General features: G+C 63.6%; 21 protein-coding genes and 3 pseudogenes. 11 read left to right on the forward strand and 13 right to left on the reverse strand.

Features of this window, described 5'->3' with window-relative positions; genetic code table 11:
* Window positions 1-469: 469 nt before the first annotated feature.
* The gene (locus MYXE_RS01460; protein WP_112650006.1) at window positions 470-1,000 is read right to left on the reverse strand and encodes a hypothetical protein; all 531 of its coding nucleotides are present in this window, start codon (window positions 998-1,000) and stop codon (window positions 470-472) included.
* A gap of 53 nt (window positions 1,001-1,053) precedes the next feature.
* On the opposite strand from MYXE_RS01460, the gene MYXE_RS01465 reads away from it, so the two are divergent.
* The gene (locus MYXE_RS01465; RefSeq protein ID WP_085195615.1) at window positions 1,054-1,761 is read left to right on the forward strand and encodes a TetR/AcrR family transcriptional regulator; all 708 of its coding nucleotides are present in this window, start codon (window positions 1,054-1,056) and stop codon (window positions 1,759-1,761) included.
* A gap of 56 nt (window positions 1,762-1,817) precedes the next feature.
* On the opposite strand, the gene arr is transcribed toward MYXE_RS01465, so the two are convergent.
* Window positions 1,818-2,243: an NAD(+)--rifampin ADP-ribosyltransferase gene (arr, locus tag MYXE_RS01470; protein WP_085195613.1), complete on the reverse strand. Its 426-nt coding sequence runs from the start codon at window positions 2,241-2,243 to the stop codon at window positions 1,818-1,820.
* 270 nt (window positions 2,244-2,513) lie between these two features.
* A complete protein-coding gene (locus tag MYXE_RS01475; RefSeq protein ID WP_085195668.1) occupies window positions 2,514-3,593 on the reverse strand; it encodes an ATP-dependent DNA ligase in 1,080 nt (359 codons plus the stop codon).
* A 60-nt stretch (window positions 3,594-3,653) separates the two neighbouring features.
* Between MYXE_RS01475 and MYXE_RS01480 the strand changes: the two genes are divergently transcribed.
* Window positions 3,654-4,694 (forward strand): ATP-dependent DNA ligase, encoded by a 1,041-nt coding sequence (locus tag MYXE_RS01480; RefSeq protein ID WP_085195611.1) that lies wholly within the window; start codon window positions 3,654-3,656, stop codon window positions 4,692-4,694.
* On the forward strand, window positions 4,694-5,746 hold the full coding sequence (gene ligD / locus MYXE_RS01485) for a non-homologous end-joining DNA ligase (RefSeq protein ID WP_085195609.1): 1,053 nt from the start codon (window positions 4,694-4,696) through the stop codon (window positions 5,744-5,746). The genes MYXE_RS01480 and ligD overlap by 1 nt, the downstream gene beginning before the upstream one ends.
* A 753-nt stretch (window positions 5,747-6,499) precedes the next feature.
* Here ligD and MYXE_RS01490 read toward each other — a convergent pair.
* The 4 genes from MYXE_RS01490 to MYXE_RS25185 all read right to left on the reverse strand — a co-directional run bounded on the left by MYXE_RS01490 (window position 6,500) and on the right by MYXE_RS25185 (window position 10,540).
* Window positions 6,500-7,647 (reverse strand): IS3 family transposase gene (locus tag MYXE_RS01490; RefSeq protein ID WP_112650005.1). Its coding sequence is split into 2 segments (ribosomal slippage): window positions 6,500-7,380 and window positions 7,380-7,647, totalling 1,149 coding nucleotides; the frame shifts between segments, so codons are not numbered across the junction.
* Window positions 7,648-8,090: 443 nt separating this feature from the next.
* Entirely contained in the window at window positions 8,091-8,507 is a 417-nt protein-coding gene (locus tag MYXE_RS01495; RefSeq protein WP_085193082.1) for a hypothetical protein, read from the reverse strand.
* Window positions 8,508-8,566: 59 nt separating this feature from the next.
* Entirely contained in the window at window positions 8,567-9,631 is a 1,065-nt protein-coding gene (locus MYXE_RS01500) for a hypothetical protein (RefSeq protein ID WP_139821106.1), read from the reverse strand.
* A gap of 516 nt (window positions 9,632-10,147) precedes the next feature.
* A complete protein-coding gene (locus MYXE_RS25185; RefSeq protein WP_415624453.1) occupies window positions 10,148-10,540 on the reverse strand; it encodes a hypothetical protein in 393 nt (130 codons plus the stop codon).
* Window positions 10,541-10,897: 357 nt separating this feature from the next.
* Between MYXE_RS25185 and MYXE_RS25190 the strand changes: the two are divergent.
* The 3 genes and pseudogenes from MYXE_RS25190 to istB all read left to right on the forward strand — a co-directional run.
* Window positions 10,898-10,990, forward strand: a pseudogene (locus MYXE_RS25190) (Mu transposase domain-containing protein); the annotation flags it as partial.
* 114 nt (window positions 10,991-11,104) lie between these two features.
* Window positions 11,105-11,452, forward strand: a complete 348-nt coding sequence (locus MYXE_RS25045) for a transposase (protein ID WP_332102210.1) — start codon at window positions 11,105-11,107, stop codon at window positions 11,450-11,452.
* A 61-nt stretch (window positions 11,453-11,513) separates the two neighbouring features.
* A pseudogene (gene istB, locus MYXE_RS01510) lies at window positions 11,514-12,331 on the forward strand (IS21-like element helper ATPase IstB).
* A 711-nt stretch (window positions 12,332-13,042) separates the two neighbouring features.
* Here istB and MYXE_RS25425 read toward each other — a convergent pair.
* Window positions 13,043-13,225, reverse strand: a pseudogene (locus MYXE_RS25425) (IS256 family transposase); the annotation flags it as partial.
* Window positions 13,226-13,644: 419 nt separating this feature from the next.
* Between MYXE_RS25425 and MYXE_RS01520 the strand changes: the two are divergent.
* From MYXE_RS01520 to MYXE_RS01525, 3 genes are all read left to right on the forward strand, one after another.
* Complete coding sequence (locus tag MYXE_RS01520) at window positions 13,645-15,048, forward strand: IS1380 family transposase (protein ID WP_085193969.1); 1,404 nt, start codon at window positions 13,645-13,647, stop codon at window positions 15,046-15,048.
* A 241-nt stretch (window positions 15,049-15,289) separates the two neighbouring features.
* On the forward strand, window positions 15,290-15,427 hold the full coding sequence (locus MYXE_RS23735) for a hypothetical protein (RefSeq protein WP_169714206.1): 138 nt from the start codon (window positions 15,290-15,292) through the stop codon (window positions 15,425-15,427).
* A 99-nt stretch (window positions 15,428-15,526) separates the two neighbouring features.
* Entirely contained in the window at window positions 15,527-15,805 is a 279-nt protein-coding gene (locus tag MYXE_RS01525; RefSeq protein ID WP_003921547.1) for a GlsB/YeaQ/YmgE family stress response membrane protein, read from the forward strand.
* 23 nt (window positions 15,806-15,828) lie between these two features.
* On the opposite strand, the gene MYXE_RS01530 is transcribed toward MYXE_RS01525, so the two are convergent.
* Complete coding sequence (locus MYXE_RS01530) at window positions 15,829-16,470, reverse strand: cutinase family protein (RefSeq protein ID WP_003921548.1); 642 nt, start codon at window positions 16,468-16,470, stop codon at window positions 15,829-15,831.
* Window positions 16,471-16,534: 64 nt separating this feature from the next.
* Window positions 16,535-17,140: a cutinase family protein gene (locus MYXE_RS01535; RefSeq protein ID WP_003921549.1), complete on the reverse strand. Its 606-nt coding sequence runs from the start codon at window positions 17,138-17,140 to the stop codon at window positions 16,535-16,537.
* A 142-nt stretch (window positions 17,141-17,282) separates the two neighbouring features.
* Between MYXE_RS01535 and MYXE_RS01540 the strand changes: the two genes are divergently transcribed.
* Entirely contained in the window at window positions 17,283-17,744 is a 462-nt protein-coding gene (locus MYXE_RS01540) for a DUF5078 domain-containing protein (RefSeq protein ID WP_039890578.1), read from the forward strand.
* Window positions 17,745-17,820: 76 nt separating this feature from the next.
* Here the strand turns inward: MYXE_RS01540 and MYXE_RS01545 are convergent, their stop codons facing one another.
* Both MYXE_RS01545 and MYXE_RS01550 read right to left on the reverse strand, forming a co-directional pair.
* A complete protein-coding gene (locus MYXE_RS01545; protein ID WP_085196054.1) occupies window positions 17,821-20,721 on the reverse strand; it encodes an MMPL/RND family transporter in 2,901 nt (966 codons plus the stop codon).
* Window positions 20,718-21,149, reverse strand: coding sequence for an MmpS family transport accessory protein (locus MYXE_RS01550; RefSeq protein WP_003921552.1), 432 nt, complete (start codon window positions 21,147-21,149; stop codon window positions 20,718-20,720). The genes MYXE_RS01545 and MYXE_RS01550 overlap by 4 nt, the downstream gene beginning before the upstream one ends.
* A 399-nt stretch (window positions 21,150-21,548) precedes the next feature.
* Here MYXE_RS01550 and MYXE_RS01555 point away from each other — a divergent pair, with 399 nt between their 5' ends.
* On the forward strand, window positions 21,549-21,884 hold the full coding sequence (locus tag MYXE_RS01555) for a DUF732 domain-containing protein (protein WP_085196052.1): 336 nt from the start codon (window positions 21,549-21,551) through the stop codon (window positions 21,882-21,884).
* Between the two features lie 34 nt (window positions 21,885-21,918).
* On the opposite strand, the gene MYXE_RS01560 is transcribed toward MYXE_RS01555, so the two are convergent.
* The gene (locus tag MYXE_RS01560; protein ID WP_085196050.1) at window positions 21,919-22,977 is read right to left on the reverse strand and encodes an NAD(P)H-dependent amine dehydrogenase family protein; all 1,059 of its coding nucleotides are present in this window, start codon (window positions 22,975-22,977) and stop codon (window positions 21,919-21,921) included.
* Window positions 22,978-23,006: the final 29 nt, after the last annotated feature.

Below are 23,006 nucleotides of genomic sequence, written 5' to 3' on the forward strand. Positions count from 1 at the left end.
ACGGGACCGCCGATCCCTGCCTTGGTCGGCCTGTGGCCTTCGGCAGTTGCACCGAGGTGTTGAGCACGATGGTGAAAGGCCATGAAGCTGAGCACCTTTCCGAATCGGAACTCCTCAACTGTCCCATCCTTGCGGTTGATGGGATGCTTTATTGATTGCGTGAGATCGCGTGAGTCCGACTGCCCTTCGGCCCGCCGCATGCGCAGCGTGGGCCGCGTAGAACTGCCGACGAATAGGACGATCGGCACGCCATAGAGACATGATGAAGCACATCACACTGATCGTGGCTGAGATTGCCCGCACCGAAGCCGACGAGCTATGTTCATGCCGGCCGTTGCCGCGACCCTGTCCTCGAGGGATCAGCCCCGTGTTGGCCGCCGTCACTAAAAGGACATCGCTACGTCGCAATTGCTGCAAGTTCCTGGTGGTGGCCCTAGCCGACCTTCCGCTGGGCACATCGCGGACCTTGTCATCCGAAGGCCTGATCCACCGAACAGCGGCTCCAAATTTGCGCAGCTGAGCGCGTCTGTGCTGCGCAAGCGGGCCCGTCGGGCAGCAGGTGCTGGCGGACCAGTTTGTGCCAGCGCCGGTGCCGGTAGCGGTAGATCCCGACGGCGATCGCGGCGACCAAGCGGGTGGCGCGCCCGGCGTCGATCGCGACGGTATCGCTGTAGCGGCAGCTGCGCGCGTCGGTCGGTTCGACATGCAGGGTGTGATCCCAGGCGGTGAGGATGCCGCCGTGTTCGTGGGTGCGGATGGTGCGGGTCTCGGTGTTGACCTCGCGGACCTCGATCGTGTGCCGGTAGGCCGGGATCAGGTGAAAGGCGAACAGCCAGGCTGTTCCCCCTTCGCCGGGACGCAGCGGCCCGGACCGTCCCTGCAGTGCCGGAATGCCGAACAGGCCTCGACATACGTACAAGAAGGTGGCTGGCGACTGCATCGCCTGCCAAACCCGGTCGGCGCTGGTGGGCAGGATTGTTGCCACATGTATGGTCTGCACGATCGGACTCCTTCAAGTTAGGTCCGCCTAATTTTGCGGGGCGTTCGGCTAATTTGACTACTCGCTTCTCAGGGGACGCCGCGATCGCTCCGCCGGACCGGTATCGGCCGCGCAAGCAGCCGAAACAGCAGCGCGCCCAGCAGACCAGGCAGCGCATCCTGGACGCGGCTGCTCGCGTTTTTGGCGAATACGGTTACGCCGCGGGCACGACCAACCGGATCGCCGAGGTTGCGGAGTTGTCGGTCGGTTCGCTCTACCAGTACTTTCCGAACAAGGACGCGATCCTGGCCGCGCTGATGCAGGCACATGTCGACGCCGGAGCCCGGCAAATCAGCGAGCGGCTGACCGAGGGCGTCCCAGCTCGGCTCGACGAGGCGCTCAGGGTTTTCGTGCGCGCCACAATCGACAATCATCGCGGCAATCCGCGGCTGCATCGGGTGCTTTTCGAAGAGGCGCCACGCTCGCCGGCATTCCTGGTGCGGCTGCATGACTCCGAACAGTTGATCATCGATGCGACGGCGTGCCTGCTCGACCAGTGTTCGGCGGTGCAGGTCGCAGACAGTCACCTGGCCGCGCGGATCGTTGTGGCCACGATCGAATCACTGGTGCACCGTCTTATCACGTCGCCCTCGCCGATCGACCCGCAAGTGCTGGAAGACGAGATCGTCGTGCTGCTGGAGCGCTATTTGCGGGGCATAGCAGCACCGGACAGCCGCCCTGGCCGGGGTGACCGACGGTTAGCGCGTGGAGCTTCTCGCTGACCTCGGCGAGGGACTTGTTGGCGTCCCCGGAAAGCAGAGGGCTGCGACAACCCGATCTAGTCGTCGATGACCGCAAGCCCTCGCCACTCCAGGTCAGCCAAGAGGTCTCGCCTGGCTTGCACCTGTTCGGGTGAATGTCCCTCCCAGTCCGTGAGCTCGCCAACGATTCTCACGGGCTTCCGGGTGCGGTAGGAGTGGGTCGGATTACCGGGAAACTTCTTGTCCGTCACGTTCGGGTCGTCCTCCAACGCGCCTTCGGGTGCCACGATGTAGATGCGGCCCGGACCTTCGCCTATCGCCAGCTCGGCTGCCCACACCGCGGCATCCAATGTCCGCGTCACATAAACGTGGTGCGACAGGCGGCCTTTGCCATAGTTGGATCGGCGCCCCGCAACGAGCAGATCGCCCACCGCAAGCTCGGCCTTGGTCCCGTGAAGGAACGCACCCGATGGGTGCACTTCAAAGGGTTTCGGCGGGCTCATTTACAACCACCCCATCGAGCTCTGATTGAAACCGTGGCCACTCGCGCAGCGGCTTTTGTGCCGATGTGCGGAAGTGCACGAATTGTGTTGTCGTAATTGGTCGAAAGATTGTGCAGCATACGGGGGCCTTGCCGCAATTCGCCCTCCATGCCCTATGCTGGTAGTGGCAGCCGATTGAGGTGGCAGCTGATCCAGATGCGCTCCGCGTAGGTATCACCGATTAGCGGCGCAATTCCCGGTCAAAGGCGCCGCGGGAACCTGGGCGGCTCCTCATCCACCAGTGGGTGAGCTGAGTCCGGGAAGGATGTCGCCCAGGCTGAACGTAACCGGTTGTTCCAGTTGGGCATACGTGCACGAACGCGGGTCGCGATCGGGCCGCCAGCGATTGAACTGCGCCGTGTGGCGGAAGCGTTCGCCTTCCATGTGGTCGTAGCGCACCTCGACGACCCGCTCGGGCCGCAGCGGTACGAACGAGAGGTCTTTACCCGCATTCCAGCGTGAGCCTGAGTTGCGCCCTGGCGGGCGCTCACCGGCCATGTGCGCGGGCCAATTCCACGGGTGCGTATCGAAAGTGGTTGCCAGCAGCTGCAATTCAGCCAACAGTCGCCTTCGCTCCGCCATTGGGAATGCGCCCACGACGCCGACCCAACCAAGTATGCCGTCCTGCTTGTAGAGGCCCAGCAGTAGCGAGCCGACCGCGTCGCCGCCCGACTTGTGCGCGCGGTAGCCTGCGACAACACAATCCGCGGTGCGCTGGTGTTTGACCTTGAACATTACGCGTCGGTCCGGCTGATAGGTGATGGTCAGCGGCTTGGCGATGATCCCGTCGAGCCCTGCCCCCTCGAACTCGGCGAACCATCGCCGGGCGGTAATGACATCCGTGGTCGCCGGGGTGACGTGAATCGAGGGTCCCGAGCCTGCAAGAGCATCCACGAGAGCGGCGCGGCGCTCGCTGAACGGTCGCTGGGTGTAGTCGGTGTCGCCAAGGGCGAGCAGGTCGAAGGCGATCAGCGAAGCCGGTGTCTGATCGGCGAGCACCCGCACGCGCGATGCCGCCGGATGCAGCCGCAGCTGCAGCGTGTCGAAGTCCAGGCCGTGATCGGTGGCGATGACGATCTCACCGTCGATCACGCACCGACGCGGCAACTCCGCGGTGGCCGCCGCGACGAGTTCCGGGAAATACCGCGTCATCGATCGCTCGTTGCGGCTGCCCAGCTCCACTTCGTCGCCGTCGCGGAAACAGATTGTCCTGAACCCGTCCCACTTCGGCTCGTAGAAGGCGCCGGATGGGATCGACCGAACGGGTTTGGCCAACATCGGCGAGACCGGCGGCATTACAGGCAGCTGCACCCGCTCATTGTTGCGCACGGGCGCCGATGACATTGCCCCGGTTGCGGGGTCTACGTTTGTATGAAGGGCGTGGATCTGCCCGTGCAACCGCCGTTGGAGCCGATGCTGGCCAAGGCCGCGACCAAAGTCCCCACCGACGCCGGGGTGTGGTCATACGAACCGAAGTGGGATGGCTTCCGGGCGTTGGTTTTCCGCGACGGCGACGAGGTGGTGCTGCAATCGCGCAACGGAAGGGAGCTCGGCCGGTATTTCCCGGAGCTGCTCGACGCCCTGCGCGACGAGGTCGCGACCCGGTGCGTGCTCGACGGAGAGGTCGTCGTACCCCGCGAAATCGGCGGCCGGATCCGGTTGGACTGGGAATCGCTCTCCCAGCGCATCCACCCCGCGGCGAGCCGGATCACGATGCTGGCCCGACAGACCCCGGCGCATTTCATCGGTTTCGACGCGCTGGCCACCGGCTCGACGTCGTTGCTCGGCGAACCGTTCCGGATCCGCCGCCGCGCGCTGTCGGAACTGGTCGATCACCAGCAGTGGTGTCATGTCACCGGTGCCACCGAAGACCCGCAACTGGGGCAGCAGTGGCTGACGACGTTCGAAGGCGCGGGTTTGGACGGGGTCGTCGCCAAACGGCTTGACGGGCCGTACCTGCCGGGCAAGCGGGACATGGTCAAGGTCAAACACGCCCGCGAGGCCGATTGTGTGGCGATCGGCTATCGCATCCACAAGAGCGGACAGGGCATCGGATCGATCCTGCTGGGCTTGTACCGCGACGACGGCGAACTGCAAATGGTCGGCGGCGCAGCATCTTTCACCGCTAAAGACCGGCTCAAGCTGCTGGCCGAACTCGAGCCGCTGCGCAAGGGCGCCGACGTCGTCTACGAAGGTGAGCCCAGCAGATGGAATTCGGCTGCGGACAAACGGTGGATACCCATTCGACCGGAGAAGGTCGCTGAGGTTGCTTACGACCAGATGGAGGGCCAACGGTTCCGGCACGCGGTGCATTTCGTGCGCTGGCGACCCGACCGCGACCCCAAAAGCTGCACGTTCGACCAGCTCGACGTACCCACGACCTATGACCTGTACGACGTGCTGGAATCGTAATGCCTAGTGCTGCAGAAGAACTCGACGTCGACGGGATCACCGTTCGGTTGACCAACCCGGACCGGATATATTTCCCGAAACTGGGTTCGGCCGGCACCAAACGCCGGCTCGTCGAGTACTATCGCGCGGTCGCGCCCGGCCCGATGCTGACCGCGCTGCGTGACCGGCCCACCCATTTGCAGCGTTTCCCCGACGGCATCGACGGGGAGGAGATCTACCAAAAGCGGATACCGCAACACCACCCCGACTATCTGGAAACCTGCCGGGTTACGTTCCCTTCTGGGCGCACCGCCGACGCGCTGAAGGTGACCCATCCCGCCGCGATCGTGTGGGCCGCGCAAATGGGCACCGTCACCCTGCATCCCTGGCCAGTGCGCTGCCCCGACACCGAACATCCCGACGAGCTCAGGATCGACCTGGACCCGCAGCCTGGCACCGGGTTCGCCGAGGCTCGGGCGATCGCCGTCGACGTGCTCAAACCGTTGCTTGACGAGCTCGGCCTGGTCGGCTACCCCAAGACGTCCGGTGGCCGGGGCGTGCACGTATTCCTGCGGATCAAAACCGACTGGGATTTCATCGCCGTACGTCGAGCCGGGATTGCCCTGGCCCGCGAGGTGGAACGCCGCGCACCGGACGCCGTCACGACCTCGTGGTGGAAAGAGGAGCGCGGAAAGCGCATCTTCATCGACTACAACCAGAACGCCCGCGACCGCACGTTCGCGTCGGCATATTCGGTGCGGCGGACGCCGATCGCGACGGTATCTACCCCGCTGACCTGGCAGGAGCTGGCCCGCGCTGACCCCGACGATTACACGATCGCCACCGTGCCCGACCTAGTGGCCCGCCGCGAAGACCCGTGGGCCGATATGGAATCTGTCCGCCAGTCAATTGCGCCGCTGCTGGAGATGGTCAGGGCCGACCAAGAGCGCGGCTTGGGCGACCTTCCATACCCGCCGAACTACCCGAAGATGCCGGGCGAACCGAAACGGGTTCAGCCCAGCCGGGACACCGACCTGAAGGCACAGCGTACGAGTGAACTCCATAGGCGTTAGCATTGCGGTCGCCCGATTACGTTGATCTACGCCTGAGTCGCTGCTGTCGGTGATCGGACGGTGATTCCCCTAAATCTGGGGCTGCGCAAGAACAAGACCGCGAAGTACACGACGTCGACCATAGCCACGTCTCGCGTGGCGGGTGGTCGATCGCTTTGGGCCGTGGCCGCCGAAAGCGGAAATGAGTTCGGCGATCGGTTGCGATGGTCAGCTTCTTACTCGGCCTGCAATATTCGTTGCTGCCAAGACCTGCCAATGGCGCGCGCATTTGGAGCGCGAAAGGTCCAAGACTTCTCGTATGAAACCGCTTCGGGTGAGGGGTGCAATTACCAGTCGTCGCGGGCAGGTGCAGCCCATTGGCCGCCGTGAATGTGGGCGTGCCCACGCTGATGCAGTCGTCGCAATCTAGCGCGGTCGCAATGAGCATGACCCCCAGCCGGCTTGAGGCAGCCGCGGCTGTGATGGCGGCTCGGATGCAGCCATCGGCGCCACACTCTTTGCGGCCAGTGTCCGCTAACACGACAACGAAGCACAGTCGGCGGTCACGCTGCGTGCTGGGGCCGAGCCGTTGGTCTAGATGCCAGGGACACCCTGCGGTCTCTGTCCAAGCTGCTGGCTGGCATACCGAACATCTGACTCAAGGCGCGTCTATTGGGAGATGATCCCGAACCGGTGGGGAGCGCTTTTGCTGATGGCAGGTCCCCGATAGTCGGTCCACCTGGTTTTGGAGCCAGGTTGTGATTGATACCGATTTCAGTTGATCTCGCAGGCCACGGGGTGATGGGTGTGGCTGCATTGGGCAGCGTACTCGACCGGAGTGAGGTAGCTCAGCGCCGAGTGACGGTGTCGATGATTGTGTTCGTGCTTGAAGTCGTCGATGACGACGCGAGCCTCAAGCAGGTTGGTCCAATGGTTGCGGTTGAGGCACTCCCTTCGTAGTCGGTTGTTAAACGATTCGATGTAGCCGTTCTCCCACGGCGCCCCGGGCGGGATGTAAGTCATCCCCACCTTCCCGGCGCAAAACGATTGCAGCGCTTGGGAAATGAGTTCCGGACCGTTGTCCATCCGCAGCACCATCGGCGGGCCGCCGGCCGCGGCGAAACACTTCTCCAAGTCCTCGATCAGCCGCTCGGCGGTGATCGAGCGTTCCACGATATTCAGTAGCGATTCGCGGGTGTGCTCGTCGAGCATCGACGCGATCTTGACGGCCTTGCCGTCGATGGTGGAGTCAAACTGGAAATCGATCGCCCACACCACTTTCGGCGCATCGGCAGCCACCTCAGCCGGCCACGACGACTGACCTGTCCGCTTGCGCGGGCTGTGCACCCGCCGCTGCAGGCCTTCCTCCTTCCACAGCCGGTGGACCTTCTTCTTGTTCACATCCCGGTGCTCGTCGTGGCGCAGCGCCGCCCACGCGCGACGAAACCCATGGCACGGGTGCTTGGTGGAGTAGTCACGCAGCCAGCGGCGCAGCTCGGCGTCAGGGTCAGCAGGGGTCTGCGCGACAGGGATGCGGCGATACGTGGAACGGGCAAGCCCGACCGCTTTGCACGCCAGCCGCTCCGACACGCCCAGAACCTCTTTGAGCATGTCCACGGCGCGGCGCTTGGCGTCCGGGCTCAGAATTTTCCCTTGGCCACCTCCCGCAAAGCATCCTTCTGCAGCTCAGCCTCAGCCAGCAGCCGCTTCAAGCGGGTGTTTTGCTCCCGCAGCTCTTTGAGCTCTTTGGCCCCATCCAGATCCATCCCGCCGTAGGCGCGGCGCCAGTTGTACAGCGTCGCCGCTGACACCTCCAGCTCGGCGGCGATCTCTTCGTTGGTCTTGCCCGCCGCGGCGAGTTCGTCAGCGCGGCGCAGCTTACGCACCACATCCTCAGCGGAATACTTCTTCCGGCCAGCCATGTGATTCATCGTCCCTTCCAGCCCCACTTCGGGGCCACAGGACTCTAAAACAAGGCGGACTCATTCACCGGGGACACGCCACTGAGACCTATCACCAGATCCGCTCTCGAGCAGGACGAACCGAGAACTCAAGCGCCTCAACGCGATTCTGAAGCGACCGGCGAGTCCCTTCGGGGCGGAGCTCGACCCCCAACACAAGAAAGAAATAGTCGATTTCGTCGACGCCGCCCACGAGAAGCTCGGGGTCGAGCCATCTGCATCGTCCTGAGATCGACAGGGTGTCGGCGGCCCGAGCACCTACTCTGCCGCCAAGACGCGCGCTCACAGTCGGCGCGCGCCTGCCTATACCCTCATTGGAGGGCCGGCGGCAAAATAGCGCTGTTCGTTGGTTGCCACCGAAGACGCCGAAATTACCGTTGCGAGTAAACGAGCTTAAGACGCGGCTAGCATTCGCGGGTAGACGCTTCAGCGTATGTGGGGCGGCCGCCGTTATCAGGAAACAGGGCAGATCTTAGGGGATACCGGCACAGCTTGCGCTGGATTGATCGCAGCAACGGAAGTGCTTTCTCATCGCCGCCCGTCCCGTAGTCCAACCCTGAGCCGATCAGACTACTCGCCCAGCATGTCTCGGTAAGCAGCTGCGCGCGCGCCCAGTCCAATTCGGAAAGTGGTTCTTTCCGCGCAATGGCTCTTCTGAGTCGTATCAGCAATTCATTAAATTCGTCTGACGTCGAAATCCCTAAGATCTTAATCGGATAAGGTGTGTAGCCGGCTGGGCCCTCAAACTCGCTGAGGACAGTCAGCATAAACTCGCGTTCGTCGTCAGTCAGGTCGATCGGGATCAGCTTCGGCTCGGTCATTGCTTTACCCTAGGCCAGGCGTGACACAAGATCACTCGTCTGCTTCTGATACGTCACAGCTATCCCTCGTATTCCTCTGGATCTTCGCCTAACACCGGCAGCCAATGGTGGCTGTGGGGAGGATAGACGGGGTGCGGCCCAGTCGCCGGTGAATCCCAGGGCATTCCACCGCCGACGGGAAGCCTTGGCATTGCCACGCCACCCCCTCTGCCGCCAGGCGCTGGCTTAGCTGGCGGTGCAGCTTCAACCGGTGCGTGGCCCGGTCCCTTGGGTGCGCCTGGTTCGAGTGCTGGCGCACCAGCAGGATGCGGCAATTCCTCAAGCCGGCTGTGCGGGAATGAATCGACGCGTTCTTTGATCTTGGGCACTATGCCTTTGTCCTGGTTCCCCAAGACGTAGTCCATGCCGTCCTTGGGTTTGAATACCGTCCCAGCATCGGAACCCCTAGCTGCCCCCGTAGGGTCACGGATGACGACAATGTTGTTCTTGGGGTCGTAGATTACCGGCGCACCATCAGTGCTACTGTTGCCCAGTATTAGGTCCTTCGGATTGTTGACGCTATCTTGCATCATTTTGTAGATGAGGTCGGCGAGTTGGTCTTTGGTCATCCCGGGGAAATCAGCCATGTGTCCGTCGGGACCACTAGCGTGCCCGTAGGCGATCTTCTGCGCGGCCCTCATAAGTGGGTCACTGCTCCAGCCGCCTGGTGGCGGGTCTGGTTCTGGATGTGGACTTTCCGGTATCGGTGTGCCGTAACCAGTAAGTTGGATCCCGTTGTGCTCATCCTTTGATGGATGGTCAACAGCGAATGGCTCTTCGAAAAAGGTAAGATTGTCGATGCCCTCTGTCGCGGTGGCGATTTCCGTAGCTATCGCGTGATCGTTCGCGACCAACGCAGCGACACGATGCTGGATGAAAGCGGTGTGGCCTTGTGCTGCGGCAAGACGTGCAGCCCGAAACTCAGCCGAACCGCCCTTGGAACGGTCGGTGACCGAATAATCCTCACCGACATCGAAACCCTCTGCGCGAGCCTCGCTAACGGCATCAAGCACCGAGTCCCTCGATGCCTGTAACTGTTCGTCTCCGCGATGAGCGATCGTGGCGGCCTGCTGCAATTGGTACACCGCACCGCGCACCTTCACCAAGTCGGTGGAGGCACGTTCATACGCTGCATCCTTAGCCTGACCCGTCCACGGCGTGCCTCCAGGTGTCGACCGCCACGATGATGGGACCACCTTGAGCGGGGTTTAGCCAGTCGCATGGGACCACCCGTTTGCCAGTGATGGGACCACCGGCGTGTCGTACGTCCGGGGTCGCTCGATTACTGGGTCGGATCACTTCATGTCGATCGATGTGAAGGAGGTCCGCTGAATGTATCGGGAGGTTTCGGTGATCGAGGTACGTGAGTTGTTGCGGGTGTGGATGTCGGGGGCCGGCTTGCGCCGGGTGGCTGCGTTGGCCGGGGTGGATCGTAAGACCGCACGCAGCTATACGAATGCGGCGGCGCTGGCCGGGTTGGACCGCGGTGGTGCTCTTGATCAGCTCACCGATGAGCTGATCGGCGCGGTGATCGAGGCGGTGCGGCCGGACCGGCCGGATGGCCACGGCCAAGTGTGGGAAGTGTTGCGCGCCAATCACGATCAGATCGTCAAGTGGGTGGAAGAGGGCCTGACGGTGGTCAAGATCTGTGACCTGTTGGAGCGGCGCGGCACGGCGGTGCCCCAGCGGACGTTGCACCGGTACTGCACGCAGTGCACCGAGTACCGGGGCCGTCGCAGCGCTGGCACGGTGCCGGTGGTCGATGGTGAGCCCGGCGTGGAGTGCCAGATCGACTTCGGCCGGATGGGCAAGATCTTTGATGCCGAATCGGGGCGCAACCGAGTGGTGCACGCGCTGATCTTCACCGCGGTGTATTCGAGGCACATGTTCGTGTGGCTGACGTTTAACCAGACGCTGGAGGCGATTGTCGCCGGCTGCGAGGCGGCCTGGCAGTTCTTTGGCGGTGTCTTCAAGGTGTTGATCCCTGATAACATGACACCGATTGTGCCCAAGGCAGATTCGACCGATCCGCAGTTCAGTGTGGGTTGGACGGAGTACTCGCAGGTCCGTGGATTCTTCACCGATCCGGCCCGGGTTCGTCACCCCCAGGACAAGCCGCGGGTGGAACGTATGGTCCAGTACGTGCGGGGCAACTTCTTCGCCGGCGAAGACTTCGCCGACCTCGCCGACGCTCAGGCCCGAGCCCAGGTGTGGTGTGCCGGCAAGGCCGCCAGCGCATCCACGGCACCACCTGTCAACGCCCGGCGGTGGTGTTCGCCGAGCGCGAGGCCGCACTGCTGCTGCCCGCCCCAGCAGCGGTCTACCAGGTGCCGATCTACGCTGAAGCCAAGGTGCACCGCGACTACCACATTCAAGTCGATCGGGCATTGTATTCAATCCCCGAACACCTTCGCGGGCAGACCGTTTCGGTGCGCGCCGACGGCGAGTTGGTCAAGGCGTTCCACGGCGGAAAGCTGGTCAAGACTCATCCCCGCCAGCCCGCCGGCGGACGTTGCACCGACCCGGCTGATCTGCCCGCTGACAAGACCGGCTACGCGATGCGGGACCTGACCCGGCTGATCGCCACCGCGGCCGGCCACGGGGCTGATATCGGCATCTACGCCGAACGTCTGCTCGATCACCAGCTGCCGTGGACACGCATGCGCCAGGTGTACCGGTTGTTGGGGCTGGTCAAACGCTACGGCGCGGCCCCGGTGAACACCGCCTGCGGGCGGGCATTGGAGCTCGATGTGGTCTCGGTGTCCAAGATCGCCGCGATGCTGCACAAGGCCACCGAGAACACCCCAGCCGAGGCGCCGCGGGCGCCACCGGGCTGGCTCCGGCCCGGTTTGCCCGCGACCCGGGTGAATACCGCAGCCAAGGCAGGCAGCGGCCCGACTGGATGAGCGTCATCGACGGCGGCGCCACCCCCACCGGTCGCAACGCAACCCAGGGGCTGTGATCGGCATGGCGACCAAACCTGTTGTCACCGACCCGATCTCGACTGACCTCAAGCGAGTGATGCGCCAACTCAAACTTGGGCGGATGCTCGACACCCTGCCCGAGCGGCTCACCTTGGCTCACCAGCGGCACCTGTCACACGCGGCTTTTTTGGAGCTGATCCTCGCCGATGAGGCCACCCGCCGCGACAACAGCTCAGCCGCCCGCCGCGCCCGCGAGGCCGGCCTGGATGCGACCATGCGCCTGGATTCCTGGGACGATTCGGCCGCCGTCAGCTACGACCGCACCCTGTGGACCGACTTGACCAGCCTGCGGTTTCTCGACGGCCCCCACGGCGCTCTGCTGCTGGGACCGGTCGGGGTAGGCAAAACGCATCTGGCCACCACACTCGGACACATCGCCGTGCGGCGACGCATCCCCACCCTGATGTTGCGTGCTGATGCAATGTTCAAGCGGCTCAAAGCATCCCGACTCGACAACAGCACCGAAGCCGAGATGCGCCGCCTGGCTCAAGTCCGGCTGCTGATCATCGACGACTTCGCCCTGCAGCCGATGGACGCTACCGCGACCGCCGACTTCTACGAGCTTGTCGTGGCCCGCCACCAGCGAGGCTCCACCGTGCTGACCTCCAACCGCAGCCCTGACGAATGGCTGGCCGTCATGACCGACCCCTGCTGGCCCAATCCGCTGTCGACAGGGTCACCTCAACAGCGCATGAACTCATCATCGAAGGACAGTCCTACCGGCGCCGCCAAAAGCCCTCAGTTGACACCAGGCCGAACGACCGCCGATCATCGCCAGTGAGCCAAACAGGTGGTCCCTAGTTGCTGGCCAACCGGTGGTCCCATCCTCGTGGCAAATGACACTCCAGGCGTCGATATCAGGTCGTGGACCGCCGTGAAGACCTGGTCCCAGAGATTGGCGGTGCGTGTCCAATATGCTTCTGCCTCACGCAGATACGAGGTATCCATACCCTCAACCTGCGACAGACTCGGCAGTGGGGCGGTCGCCGGCATCTAGCACACCGTCTGTTTGCCTAACGCTCCCAATTCAGCAGCCGACCTAACTTCGTTCGCTGAGTAACCACTAGCCGCCGCCGCGAGCTTAGCGGCAGTCGCCTCCATGCGAAACGCACAGCGGATGGCAGCCGCAGCGACCCGCCCGTTGGCAGCGTTGACCGCCGCTGCGCTCGTCAGCCAGGACGATGCCATAGCACTCGGTGCGCTATTGCTCGCCAGCCTGCGGGCCAGGGACTCACAGCGGCCGGCCTCTGCGCGAAGACCCACATCGCTGACCTGCAGTCCGTTGGTGACCTGCAATGATTCCACACGGAGAGTTTAGACCAATTGTCAAAGCCTCTGGATCGAGATCCTTCTCAGGCGGCCTTCTTCCGGGCCTCGTCGGCGGTTGGTTCGTCGGGGCGTGCAACGGATTTGCCGTTGTCGAATTTGGCGCCGTAGCAGGCCCCAGGGTGCCCTCACCGCTTGACGTTCCCGTTCTCCGCGAAACGCTTTCTTCGTGTCAGGGTCCGCTTACTTCGGCAGCATGGCAACAACGTGAGGAGCCTTATAAGACCAACACCGCTGCTCTTTAGCCTGCAGAAACGCTTCGCGCAGCGCAACCCAAAAGCCCAGGGTGCTGGTCTCGACTGCCAGCACCGGCGTGCGCATGTCGCGCCATTTGGCATCACGCAGCAGATCCGCCCACGACTCGCTGGCCAGGAGCGAGGTGGGCAGCATGTTGCCGCGAAGTGATGCCTCGTAGCCGGGTTCGCAGGCGGTTCCCCTCGACCAGCTCAGGTCACCGCGGGTGGCGCGTGATTGGTCGACGGCCACGTAGGCTCCTTCCTCAGACTTTGATCGGTCTTCGAGGAAACCTACGTCCGAATCTTTTTACACAGTGGCAGGGACACGACCGAGGGCTACCGGGATTCGAGTGGGTGATGGGATGACTAATCCACCGAGCCGGACAGCGGCCACCGCAGCGAAGAGATTCCACCCTAGTCGCTAAACCTTAGCCTAAATCCGTGGATGGTTCCGGTGATTTGATCGGCGTGTGAACAGCGAAAATGCCTTCTGAACTGGGACAATACGAGTGCTGAGGCCGCATTTGTCCATAGTCCGGGAAGGCACTTTCGATGCACTCATCGTATACGTTCACCACCGGATCGGCGGTGTTTGACGAGCAGAATCTGCTGTCGGCGGCCGGGTTGGTGCCAGTGCTGGAACTGGCTGAGCAGACCGGTCTTTCGGAATTGATCAACGAGCGCGTGGATCTGCCGTCGACTCGGGTGAAGTCCGGCGCGGTCAACCCGGCTGGCAAGCTGACCTCGATCGTCGCCGGGATGATGTGCGGCGCGGACAGCATCGATGATGCCAATGTGCTGCGCGCCGGCGGCACACCCCGGGTGTTCAACGAGGTATATGCCCCATCGACGTTGGGGATCTTTTTGCGCGAGTTCACCTTCGGGCATACCAAACAACTCGCCGCAGTGGCCCGCGAGCATCTGATCGCACTGGCGGCGCGCACCCCGCTGCTGGCTGGCGCCGACGAGCGGATGTTTTTGGACATCGACTCGCTGCTGCGCCCGGTCTACGGCCACGCCAAGCAGGGCGCCTCCTTCGGTCATGCCAAGATCGCCAGCCGCGCGCTGCTGCGGCTGGGCCTGTCCCCACAGATCACCACCATCTCCACGGCGACCGCCGCGCCGGTGATCGCCGAGGCGCAGCTACGGAGCGGCAAAGCCGCCTCCGGGCGCGGTGCCGCATACCAGCTCAAGCAGGCGATCACCACCGCGAAAGCGATCAACCCCGACGCGCCGATCCTGGTGCGCGGCGACTCAATGTTTGGCACCAAGAAAGTGATCACCACCTGCATTCAGCGAGGCGCCGAATTCTCCCTGTCGATCAGCCGCAACAAGCGCATCAACGCCGCGATCGCCGCCATCGACGAGGCCGCCTGGACCCCGGTGCACTACCCGGGCGCGGTCGAAGACCCCGACACCGGGGCGTTGATCTCCGATGCCCAGGTCGCCGAAACCCCCTACACCCTGCGCCTGGCCCGCGGCCGAACACTGACCGTGCGGCTGGTAGTGCGCCGGGTCAAAGACGCCCGCCACCTGGATGCGTTGTTTCCGGTGTGGCGCTATCACCCGTTTGTCACCAACTCCGCGCTGCCGGTCGACCAGGCCGATATCACCCACCGACGCCACGCCATCATCGAAACCACCTTCGCCGATTTAATCGACGGCCCACTGGCACACATCCCGTCGGGGCTGTTCGCGGCCAACTGCGCCTGGCTGGCCTGCGCGGTGATCGCCCATAACCTGCTGCGCGCCGTCGGCACCCTCGCCGGTGGCCACCATGCCGTGGCCCGCGGGGCTACCCTGCGCCGCGACCTGATCAACATCCCGGCCCGCTTCGCCGCCCCGGCCCGCAAACCAATGCTGCACCTACCCGCCCACTGGCATTGGCGAGCCAGATGGAAGGCCCTGTGGCACAACGTCATCGGTTACCCGATCGCGCAACCCCGCGCCGCCTGACCCCACCTTCCAAGCCCTGTCCGCCCCGCCATCCCAGGCCCGACCCAAGGAACCCAAAGGAAAGCTGGTACAGGCCAGCGGATCACCCACGCCCCACCGCGCCACACTCGGCCGCATCCCAAAACAACCGCGTCGACGGCAACACGAAATCACCCATCCACGGATTCAGGCTTAGGTAGCTTGTGGGCCTCACGGCAGCGCGTCCGAAGCGTTGCGGCGCGCACGCCAATCCGCTGTCACCATGGACTATGTGACCACCGCGATTGTGGTGACGTTGACGCTCGTGGCGCTCGGTATCGTCATCGATCGACTGATGTGGCTTCGGAGGTGGCTGAACAAGCCGCCCCCTCACAGCACCGATGACGACCGGCGGGCGTGAACCCCGGCACTGGATTCTTCGACGTTACAACCCGGTCAATTGCGGGAATCCTCTAGCCGCAAGGGGCGCCGACCGGGCGCCGCTATGACAGGAGCAGCAATGATCGGATCAATAATCCTTGCCGTCATCGTGGGCGCGATCATCGGTGTAGTGGCGCGTCTGGTCATGCCAGGCAAGCAGAACATCGGCATGATCATGACGGTTTTGCTCGGCGCGGTCGGTGGCCTCATCGGCTCGGCTGTGGCCGGCGCGTTCGGGTACCAAAATGCCAACGGCGGAATCGCCTGGATTCCGTTCATCATTGGCGTGGTTGTCGCCGTCATCCTGATCGCGATCTATCAGGCAGTAACAGGTCGGCGCGCCAGAACGCTGCGGTAGCTTCCTGGCAGCTACGCCGACGGCTACTGAAGTCGGCTCGCAACATATGCCGCGGCTTGATCCGGCATGCCATTCTGCACATACAGCAGGTGAGGGACCATGTTGCCGCCATCGGCACAGATGATGTCGTCGGGCAGGCACAAGTCGATGGTTTTGGCGCGATACAGCCCGCTGATGGCTGGAATCCGGTTGTCCGTCAACGACTTTGCGTAGCTGCTCGACGGGTTGCCGAAGAGGGCGACCGCCGCGACATGGTTGGCTAGCTGGGCCGGCATCTGGTTGCTGACCAGGTCCATCACACCAGCGCCTTGCGAATATCCGCCGAGCACCACTTTGGTCTTGGGGCAGGTCGCCACGATGTTTTGGAGGTGTGCGCCAGCGTCGCTTGCGCCGGCCAACGCGCTGTTGACGTAATCGTCGGTTGCCGGGTAGTCGACCGCGTAGACCTGCATCGATCGCCCGGCAAGGTGTGACTGAAGCGCGTCGACGAACGCCTGGCCGACCCCGCCCACACCGGGAGGCTCACCGGTGCCACGGGCGAACACCACCTCGGTGTCAGGGCATTGATCGGCATGAGCCGACGCGGTAAGGCCCGGCGCGCTGACAAGCGCCCACAGCGTCCCACCAGCAATACCGAGCATGCGAGCGATGTCGTGCATGGTCATCTCTGCATGCTGACATATCGCCGGTGATCGGCTGGCCCGTGGTGGTAACAGGGTCGAACCACCACTACAGCCGGCTGGCCGCGAACGACGCGGCCTGGTTTGTCATGCCCGACTGGATGTAGGCGACGTGTGCGGCGCCGTTCCTGCCTTCGGAGCAGATCGGGTCGTCCGGCACGCACATGTCGATGGTCTTGGGACGGTAAAGCGGGCTGATCGTCGGCAGCCGGCCGCCACCCAACATCCGCGCGAAGTTGCTTTCCGGATTGCCGAACAGCGCCACCGCGGCGACGTGGTCAGCCACTTGCGGCGGCATCGACTCGGTGGCCAAATCGATCACACCCGCACCCTGCGAGTAACCGCCCAGCACCATTCGAGTGCTGGGGCAGTTCGCAGCCATGCTTTCGACATGAGCACGCGCATCACCGGCACCGGCAATTGAGCTACTGACAAAGGAGTCGCTCGCAGGGTAATTGACCGCGTAAACGCCGATCGACCGCCGCGGGGCTTGGGCCCTCAGCGAGTCGACGAACGCCTGTCCCACCGCCCCGACGCCGGGGGGCTCGTTGGTACCGCGAGCGAACACCACCTCACTGTCGGGGCACGGGTCTGCGACAGCGCCGGCTGAGGTGTTCAGCACGGTGCAGGCCGTCATCGCGGCGGACGCAAGCATGCACGCGGCGGTCCGTGCACTCATCTGTGCATGCTGACACACTTCCGGCGTCTGCCGGGCCTGGTTGGCAGGCCCGGTGGGCACCTGACGAATATGCCCGAGGCAGCGCAAAGGTCGTTACAGGGGCGTTATAGTAGGCCACATGCGTCGCAATCATCGGAAACCAGTCCTGTGCGCCGGTGCGGCAGCAATGCTCGCCCTCGGCATCGCCGCGACGGCCCTCCCCGGCCGCGCCGCCGCGGACTCCACAGACGACTACCCGATACCGCGGCGGATCATCAATACCACATGCACCGCCGAGCAACTCCTGGCCGCCGCCAGAGACTACGCGCCGGTGTACTACGAGCGGTACATGAACGACTACCACTTCCACCAAAATTTTCAGCAGGCAGTCCAAGACAAGGCGCACTGGTTTTTCTCATTGACACCCGCGGAGCGCAGGCAATATTCGGACCACTTGTATGAGCCGGGTGTGCGCGACCCGATGACGATCCAATGGGTCAACAACTTCAAGATCTTCTTCAACAACAAAGGCGTCGTCGCCAAAGAAACCGATCACTGCGCTGAATACCCACCGAACGACATGTCGGTGTGGGACTGGTGAGCCGCATCGCCGCGTAACACGTTGTCGTTCAGAAAAATTCGCGGATAAGGCACTGGCGTAGCCAGCTGTCTGTTGGCTACGATCGTGCTTCGACTAACTCCCGGCGGACGGGCGCGGCCGACGCGGCCCGGTGCCGGGCGGGCCGGGTCCGCACGCGTTGCGGCCACCAGAACCAGCGGCCGAGCAGCGCGGCGATGGACGGCGTCATGAACGAGCGCACCACCAAGGTGTCGAACAGCAGACCCAGGCCGATAGTGGTGCCGACTTGTCCGATGACCCGCAGGTCGCTGACCACCATGGCCATCATGGTGAACGCGAACACCAGGCCCGCCGACGTGACGACGGAGCCGCTGCCGCCCATTGCGCGGATGATGCCGGTCTTCAGCCCGGCGTGGATCTCCTCTTTGAACCGTGCCACCAGTAGCAGGTTGTAGTCCGAGCCGACCGCCAACAAGATGATCACCGACATCGCCAACACCATCCAGTGCACATCCAGTCCGACGATGTGCTGCCAGATCAGCACGGACAATCCGAACGCGCTGCCCAGCGACAACAGCACGGTGCCGACGATGACGGCGGCGGCGATGATGCTTCGGGTGATGACCAGCATGACGATGAAAATCAAACACAGCGAGGCGATTCCGGCGATGATCAAGTCCCACGCCGCCCCGGTGGACATGTCTTTGTAGATAGCAGCGGTACCACCGAGGTACACGTTGGAGCCCTCCAATGGCGTGGCCTTGATGGCCTCGTGCACGGCGCGCTTTATCGGATCGACGTGCGAAATGCCCTCCGGCGACATGGGATCGCCTTCGTGGAAGATGATCATCCGGACCGCATGGCCGTCCGGCGACAAGAACATCTTTACGCCGCGTTTGAAATCGGGGTTGTCAAAGGCTTCCGGCGGCAGATAGAAGGAGTCGTCGTTCTTGGCGTCGTCGAAGGCATGGCCCATCGCCGACTGGTTGTCCATCATCGCCTGCATCTGATGCTGCAGGCCGCCCATGGTTTGCTGCATCGTCAGCATCATGGTCTTCATCGTCTTCATGGTCTCGATCATCGGCGGCATGATCGTGAGCATCTGCGGGATCAACGTGTCCAGCCGGTCCATGTCCGGCATCAAATTCGTGATGTCATCGGTCATGGTGTCAACGCCGTCGAGTGCGTCGAAGATCGACCGTAGCGACCAGCAGATAGGAATGTCGAAACAGTGCTTCTCCCAATAGAAGTAGCTACGAATCGGTCGCCAGAAATCGTCGAAGTTCGCGATCTGGTCCCGCAACTCCTGAATATCGGCCACCATTCCGTGCATCTTGCCGACCATGCTGTGTGTGGTATCCGCCATCTGCCTGGTGATGTCAAGCATCTTTTCCATGTTGTTGATGGTCTTTTGCATTTCGTCGGCCTGCACCAGCATGTCGTTCATGCGGTCCAACATGTATTTCATGTTCAGCTGCTGGGTGGTGCCCTGCATGCTGATCATGAACGGAATCGTCGTGTGATTGATCGGCGTCCCCTGGGGCCGGGTGATGGCCTGTACCCGCGCGATGCCTGGCACCTGGAAGACGGCCTTGGCCACCCGGTTGATCACCAGAAAGTCGGCCGGGTTTCGCATGTCGTGATCGGTTTCGATCAGCAGCAATTCCGGATTCATCCGGGCCTGGGCAAAGTGGCGGTCCGCGGCGGCGTATCCCACATTCGCCGGGATGTCGGCCGGCATGTAATTGCGGTTGTCGTAGCCGGGGCGGTAGCTGGGCAGCGTGATCAGGCCGACCAGGGCGATGGCCACCGTCGCGGCCAGGACGGGAGCCGGCCAGCGCACGACCGCTGCGCCGATCTTTCGCCACCCGCGTATCCGCATCGCTCGCCGCGGCTCGAGCAGCCCGAAATGACTGGCCACCACGACGGCCGCCGCTCCGAGCGTCAGCGCGGCGAAGACCACGACGAGCATGCCGATAGCAAGCGGAACCCCGAGGGTCTGGAAATAGGGCAGCCGGGTAAAGCGCAGGCAGAAGGTCGCGCCGGCGATCGTTAGGCCGGAGCCCAGGATCACGTGGCCCGTCCCGCGATACATCGTGTAGAACGCGGACTCGCGATCCTCGCCGAGGGTGCGGGCTTCCTGGTAGCGGCCGATCAAGAAGATGGCGTAGTCGGTCGCCGCGGCGATGGCCAGCATCACCAGCAGGTTTACCGCGAATGTGGAGAGTCCAATGATGTTGTAGTAGCCCAGGAATGCCACCACGCCGCGGGCCACCGCCAACTCCAGGAACACCATTGCCATCACGATCAGCACCGTGACGATCGACCGGTAGACGAACAGCAGCATGACGATGATCACCAGGAAGGTGAGGCTGGTGATCAGCTTCAGGCTGCGGTCACCGGCGATGTGCTGGTCGGCAAGCAGCGGTGCGGCTCCGGTGGCGTAGACGTGGATTCCGGGCGGTGGCGGGTTGTTCTTGATGATGCTTTGGATCGCCTCGACCGACTCGTTGGCCAGGCTCTCACCCTGATTACCGGCGAGATACACCTGAACGTAGGCGGCCCTGCCGTCGGGGCTCTGCGAGCCCGCCGCGGTCAGCGGGTCGCTCCAGAAGTCCTGGACGTTCTCGACGTGTTTGGTGTCCGCCCTGATCTTGGCCACAAGCCCGTCGTAGTAGTGGTGGGCTGCGTCGCCGAGCGGTCGATCGCCCTCCAACACGATCATCGCCGAGCTGTCGGATTTGAACTCGTGGAAGACCTGACCGACGCGCTTCATCGCGATCATCGACGGCGCGTCCTTGGGGCTCTGCGACACCGTGCGCATCTGGCCCACGACGTCCAGTTGGGGCACAACCAGGTTCAAGATCACGGTGACCGCAACCCACGCGAGCACAATCGGCACCGCCAGCCGGCGGATCCAGCGCGGCAACCGCTCGTGTATCGGCTCACCGGCTACCCGCAAGGCATCGGTGGGCGCGTCGGCCGAGTGGGCGCTCATGCGGATTTCACCAAGCAGAAGGTCTGGGCGTTCACGCCGTTGGAGATCCTTTCGTCTTTGACCACACCGTCGACTGTGATGCGGCAGCCGATCGTGTCGCCGTTGCCTTGGGCGACGATGTTCGGGCTCACCGCGGGATCAGTGGTCGACAACGTCAGCGACCACGGCAGCGGTGCCCCGTCCACACGCCGGGGGGTGGCGTTGAGATCCAGGTAATTGATGTCGGCCATGGCGCCGCCCTGGCCGAAGATTTCGTAGACCACCACCTTCGGGTTGAACGGCTTAGTGTCTTCGTACTTGACCGACGAGCCGCCGGCGCTGCCGTGAGCGCCGAAGTAGCCATGAACCCGGTACACCGTGAACCCGCCGACCGCGACGACGACGGCGATGAGCAACGGCATCCAGACGCGTTTGATAACTCTGTACATCGAAAGCTCACCCCTCTCGTCGTGACCATCGATAGCCTGCGGCCGCGCGCGCTTCGCGGCGTCGGCACACGCAGACGATCGGCGACACGCTGCCGCCACCGGCGTACACCAGTTCGTCCGGTACGTCAGCGGGTCTGCTCAGGTGTGGCGTTGGTGCGGTTGCCACTGAGATACGACCTCAGAAGCCCTGCCGGCCCGTGGTTTCCTCACCGCGGACCCGGTCCCTGCCATGTCGACCGTCCTCCTTACCGTATTGCCATAGATTAGTTGGCCTAACGTACGTGCGCCATAGATTAGCGACGCTAAAGTCTGACTGCTGCGCCGGGCTACGAGTATGGCCATCCCGGCCTATCCAGCCGAGATGGACCCGCCGGTGGAACGGAAAGGTACGATCCAGCCATGAAGGTAACGAGGTTTACGGTCACCGCGATCGCCGTTGCGACTGCTCTGGCCGCACCAGCGCACGCCGACCCGGACACCGACTTCGACAACCAGCTTCAGACCTACGGCATCTACGGCCCCCACGACTACAACCCGTACCTGGCCAAAATCGCTTGTCGGCGACTCGGTGACGGCGTCGACCCGGACGCTGCCGCATCCGCCCGGTTCCTGTCACACAACTTGCCGCGGGGCACCACCCCGGTGCAGACGTATCAGTTCCTCGGCACCGCGATCAGCTTCTACTGCCCCGACCTGGCACCCAAGCTGCAAAACATTCCACCGGTCCAAAGCTGAGCACCGACGCTCGCCATCCGCCTCGACCGACCGCTCAGCCCGCCGAGGCCACGCCACGCGGCAGCGTCAACGGCAGGTCGTTGTAGGTGACGATGCCCGGCGCGGCCGCGACGACAGCCGGAATCGCGTCGATGGTAGGCATTGCCGTCATGATGTGGCCGAGCGTCATGAAGTCGGCGATGGTCTCGGCCTGGAAATCCGGGGGCGGCAAAAACCCGACGGTGGTCTTCACCGTTGGCCGTCCGTCGATTTGGATCACCCACCCGTCCTGGTCGATCTTCCAATCCGGCTCGAGGGTCTGGCCCTTGCGCCACCGCACATTGAGCTCGACGAGGGTTTTGCCGCCGACGACTCCCTGCCAGCTCGCGTAGACGCCGGCGACGCAGCCGGCCGCGATGGTCCAGGAGCCGAGGTCGAGATCCGCGGTGGTGTGCGCGTACTCCGCCTGGCAGCGCACCTCGTCGAGCTCGACCCCGAGCGCGTCACCGACCAGCCGCACCGCCTCGCCGGACACCGCCGTGCCGTGGGCCGTCATCGCCGGCAGCTCGGGGTGGTCGATCGGTTTGCCGAAGCCCACCGGCAGTTCGGTCGCGGGCGAGTCGTAGAACGTGGTGTCGGCGGCTTCGTTGACGGTGACCTTGTCCACCCGGTCGCACACCATGGCCGACACGATGGCCAGCAGTTCGGCGAATCCGGGGCTCACCCCGGAGCCGAAGATCGTCGAGCCGCCTTTGCGGCAGGCTTCGGCGATGCGGTCGCGGCCCACGCCCAAGTTGTGTCCGGTGATGAACGAGGCCGTCGCGACGACGTTGACGCCCGCCGACAGGATACGGACCAGCTCGTCGACGTCGATCCACATCGGGTTGTAGACGACGCAGTCCGGCTTCAGCGCCAGCAGCGCGTCGACATCATTGGTGGCGGCAACGCCCAGCGGATCGATGCCGCACAGTTCTCCGACGTCGCGGCCCACCTTGTCGGGTGAGTAGGCGTAACAGCCGACGAGGTCGAATGCGGGGTTGGCCGCGAGGGCCTGTACCGAGCTCTTACCGACATTTCCTGTCGTCCATTGGACGATCCGATAGCTGTTGGGCACCCGCTCAGCATATTGCCCGCCGGTGACGA

Origin of the sequence: Mycobacterium xenopi, assembly GCF_009936235.1 — a bacterium.
Taxonomy (GTDB): Bacteria; Actinomycetota; Actinomycetes; order Mycobacteriales; family Mycobacteriaceae; genus Mycobacterium; species Mycobacterium xenopi.